A 3,938-nucleotide genomic window follows, 5' to 3' on the forward strand; every position below is an offset into this window, starting at 1 on the left:
GCCGGGCCGCAGCGCGGCTTCGGCGCGCGCGGCGCCCCCCGGGGCCGCACCCCGCGCCGCGGCCAGGAGGAGGAGAGCGTGCGCGCGCCGCTCGTGGAGGAGCTCCTCGCGCCGTGCGAGCGCGACCAGGCGCGCCTCGACGCCGCGCTCGAGGCGCTGCGCGAGCTCCTCGCCGAGGCCGAGGCGCCCCAGCTCGCCCAGATCGCGCGGCGCGCCGGCGAGCTGCGGGTGGAGCTCGCGGCGGTCACGGCGATGAAGGAGCCCTCGCGCGTGTACTTCGCCGAGGTGCGCGGGCGGGGCGTGTTCCTGCGCGCGGCGCCCATCGACGTCGCCGAGGAGCTGCAGGCCCGGCTCTACCGGCGCACGGACACCGTGGTCTTCACGAGCGCCACCCTCGCCGCGCAGGGGCGCTTCGACTACTTCCGCCGCCAGGTCGGCCTCGCGCCCGAGTTCGACGTGGACGAGGCCCGCTACCCCGGCCCGTTCGACTTCCCGCGCCAGGCGGCCATCGTCTCGCCGGCCGCGGTCCCCGAGCCCAACGCGCCGGGCTTCCTCGAGGCTGCCGCCGGCGCGATCCGCGCGCTCACCGCCGTGACGGACGGGCGCGCGTTCGTGCTCTGCACCTCGAACCGCAACATGGTGGCGCTGCACTCGGCGCTCCGCGATCTCCCGTACCAGGTCCTCCTCCAGGGGGAGCGCCCCAAGGCGCGCCTCCTCGAGGCGTTCCGCGCCGAGCCGTCGGTGCTCTTCGCCACGGCGAGCTTCTGGGAGGGGGTGGACGTCCCGGGCGATGCCCTGTCGCTCGTGGTCATCGACCGGCTCCCGTTCGCGCCGCCGGGAGATCCGGTGGTGGCGGCGCGGCTGCGCGCGCTCGAGGCGGAGGGGCGGGACGGCTTCTCCGAGCTCTCGGTCCCCGCGGCGGCGCTCGCGCTGCGGCAGGGCTTCGGCCGGCTCGTGCGGACCCGCGACGACCGGGGCCTCGTCGCGATCCTCGACCGGCGCCTCGTCACGAAGGGCTACGGGCGCGCGTTCCTCGCCACCCTGCCGAAGAGCCCGCTCCTCCGGAGCGTGGAGGAGGCGCGCGCCTGGTGGCAGCGTGGCGGAGTCGCCCAGGCGCCGCACCGGGCGTGACGCGAGACGGGGTGTGCGTCGAGGGAGCACCGACTCCCCGTCCGAGCGGGCGTCCGTTCACCGGGCGGGGACATCGGGGATCGCGCGCTGATCGGTTAGAGTAGGTACCCGGGCGAAATGTCGCCCCCACCCGACCGCATGGCCCAGTTCAACGCCGACACGCGCGAGATCGCCGTCAAGGTCGTCTACTACGGCCCGGCGCTGTCCGGGAAGACGACCAACCTCCAGGCGCTCTTCCAGAAGATCGATCCGAAGATCCGCGGGCGTCTCATGACGCTCGACACGAAGGACGACCGGACGCTCTTCTTCGACATGATGCCCGTGTTCTTCCGCACCCGGGCGGGCGTGAAGGTGAAGCTGAAGCTGTACACGGTGCCGGGCCAGGTGATGCACGAGTCCACCCGGCGCATCGTGCTGCAGGGCACCGACGCGGTGGCGTTCGTGGCCGACTCGCGTCGCAGCGAGGCCGCGCCGACGCTCGCCTACTGGAACAACATGCTGAAGAACCTGGAGGCGAACGGGCTCGACTACAGGTCCCTGCCCATCGTCATCCAGATGAACAAGCGCGACCTCGAGGACGCGCGCGGCGACGGCGAGCTCGGTGATCTGCTCCGCGTGATCCAGCCGCGCATCGTGCCGGCGGTGGCCATCCGCGGCGAGGGCGTCCTCGAGACCCTGCACGCGCTGCTCCAGCTCACCTACCGCACCCTCGACAAGCGCTTCGGCCTCGAGTCCACCTGGCAGGTGTCGGAGCGCGAGTTCCTCGGCCAGATCTTCTCGCACGTGGACGTGCGCGGCTCACGGCTCGCGGAGGCGCCGGCGCGATGACGCTGCCGCCGTCCTTCCTGCAGCAGCGGCTGCCGCTCGGGGATCTCCTCGATCTCCGGGCGTTCGGCGACGTCTGCCACTCGTTCTCCGAGCTGTACCGCGTCGGCATCAAGGTGTTCGACGAGGCGGGCAACAAGCTCGTGGACGTGCGGGTGGGGAACGCCGACTTCTGCGGCTACATCTGGTCGAAGGCCGCCGGCCGCGAGGGCTGCATCGCCACGGTGGCCAAGGCGAAGGGCGAGCCGCTCCCCGAGGAGCCCACCCCGGTCCTCGTGGAGTGCTTCTCCGGCTGCCGCTACGTGGTGCAGCCGATCCTCTACGAGGGCGACCTCCTCGGCCGGGTGGTGTTCGGCCCGTTCGTCCCGGACGACCTCGTCGAGCTGCCCGCCTCGCTGCGCGGCATCGCGCCCGACTTCGACGCGGAGCTCGCGAAGGGCTACCAGCAGAAGATCCGGCGCGTCTCGGTCGCCACCGCCGAGAAGATCCTGAAGCACTTCATGGATCTCCTCGACGTGATGGTCTTCACCGGCCACAAGAGCCTCATCGCGGCGAAGCTCCACATCGAGGCGGTGCAGGAGAGCTACCGCGAGCTGCAGGACAAGAACCGCGAGCTCGAGGACAGCTACGCGAAGCTGAAAGAGCTCGATCGTCTCAAGTCGAACTTCCTCGCCACCATGAGCCACGAGCTGCGCACCCCGCTCACGAGCGTCATCGGCTACTCGGAGATGATGCTCGAGGGGCTCGGCGGCCCGCTCACCGCCGAGCAGCGCGAGTACCTCGGCATCATCATGGAGAAGGGGGAGAACCTGCTGCAGCTCATCACCTCGATCCTGGACATCTCCAAGATCGAGGCCGGGCGCGTGCGGCTCGTGCTCTCCGACGTGGACGCCACCCAGATCATGCGCGACGCCGTGGCGACCGTGCTGCCGCTCGCGCGCAAGAAGGGGCTCAAGATCGCCTGCGAGGCGGGCGCCATGCCCCGCATCCAGGCCGACCGCGACAAGCTCCGCCAGTGCCTCGTGAACCTCTGCTCGAACGCGGTGAAGTTCACGCCCGCGGGCGGGGCGATCCGCGTCTTCGCCGAGGCGCTCGCGGGGGACCGGCTCGCCATCCACGTCGCGGACAGCGGCATCGGCATCGCCGAGGAGCACCTCGGCAAGGTCTTCGACGTCTTCTACCAGGTGGACGGCTCGTCCACGCGCGAGTACGGCGGCGCCGGCCTGGGCCTCGCCATCGTGAAGAGCTTCGTGGAGGCGCACGGCGGCGAGGTGGCGCTGCGCTCCACCGCCGGCGTGGGCACCACCTTCTCGCTCGTGCTGCCGCTCCGCCCGAGCGTCGCGCCCGCCTACACCCCCATCGTCCCGCTCGCCGCCGTCGGGCGCGCCTCCTGATGCCCCCGCGGCCGCCGCCCGGCGAGTTCGAGCTCATCCGACGCTTCACGCACGCGCTGCCGCTCCACGGCGAGGGGGTGCGGATCGGCCCCGGCGACGACGCGGCGGTGCTCGCCCCGCCGCGCGGCGAGGAGCTCGTCGTCACCGCGGACGCGGTGGTGGCCGGCGTCCACTTCGACCGCGCCTTCTCGCCGGAGGACGTCGGCTGGAAGGCGCTCGCGGTGAACCTCTCCGACCTCGCCGCCATGGGCGCGCGGCCGCTCTGGGCCCTCGTGTGCCTGGGCGTGCCGCCCGGGGTGCGCCCCGCCGAGCTCGTGCGCCTCGGCCGCGGCCTCGGCGCCTGCGCGCGGCGCTACCGCGTCGCGGTGGCCGGCGGGAACGTCACGCGCGCCTCCGAGCTGTCCGTCACCGTCACCGCCATCGGCGCCGTCCCCGAGGGGCGCGCGCTGCTCCGCACCGGCGCGCGCGCGGGCGACCTCGTCGCCGTCACCGGCACCCTCGGCGACGCCGCGCTGGGGCGGGCTCCCGGCGCACCGGCCGCGCTCGTCCGCCGCCAGCGCCGGCCCACGCCGCGCCTCGCCGCGGGGC

At 73.3% G+C, this 3,938-nt stretch carries 4 protein-coding genes; all 4 read left to right on the plus strand.

Going from position 1 to position 3,938, the window contains the following annotated elements; genetic code table 11:
- A partial coding sequence (locus MNZ39_RS23545; protein ID WP_305037349.1) for an ATP-dependent DNA helicase occupies window positions 1–1,131 on the plus strand: 1,131 nt, incomplete at its 5' end.
- Between the two features lie 138 nt (window positions 1,132–1,269).
- Window positions 1,270–1,959, plus strand: a complete 690-nt coding sequence (locus MNZ39_RS23550) for an ATP/GTP-binding protein (protein ID WP_242341523.1) — start codon at window positions 1,270–1,272, stop codon at window positions 1,957–1,959.
- Window positions 1,956–3,350 carry a cell wall metabolism sensor histidine kinase WalK gene (locus tag MNZ39_RS23555; RefSeq protein WP_242341521.1) on the plus strand — a complete coding sequence of 465 codons (1,395 nt, stop codon included), beginning with the start codon at window positions 1,956–1,958 and terminating at the stop codon, window positions 3,348–3,350. Before MNZ39_RS23550 ends, MNZ39_RS23555 begins: the two co-directional genes overlap by 4 nt.
- A partial coding sequence (gene thiL / locus MNZ39_RS23560) for a thiamine-phosphate kinase (RefSeq protein WP_242341522.1) occupies window positions 3,350–3,938 on the plus strand: 589 nt, incomplete at its 3' end. The genes MNZ39_RS23555 and thiL, both read left to right, overlap by 1 nt.

It is taken from the genome of Anaeromyxobacter sp. SG66 (assembly GCF_022690805.1).
GTDB classification, from domain to species: Bacteria; Myxococcota; Myxococcia; order Myxococcales; family Anaeromyxobacteraceae; genus Anaeromyxobacter; species Anaeromyxobacter soli.

What these genes read in the sequence shown, in the direction of transcription:
- MNZ39_RS23550 (WP_242341523.1), top strand. Translation starts at nt 1,270, where the DNA reads ATGGCCCAGTTCAACGCCGACACGCGCGAGATCGCCGTCAAGGTCGTC.
- MNZ39_RS23555 (WP_242341521.1), top strand. Translation starts at nt 1,956, where the DNA reads ATGACGCTGCCGCCGTCCTTCCTGCAGCAGCGGCTGCCGCTCGGGGAT.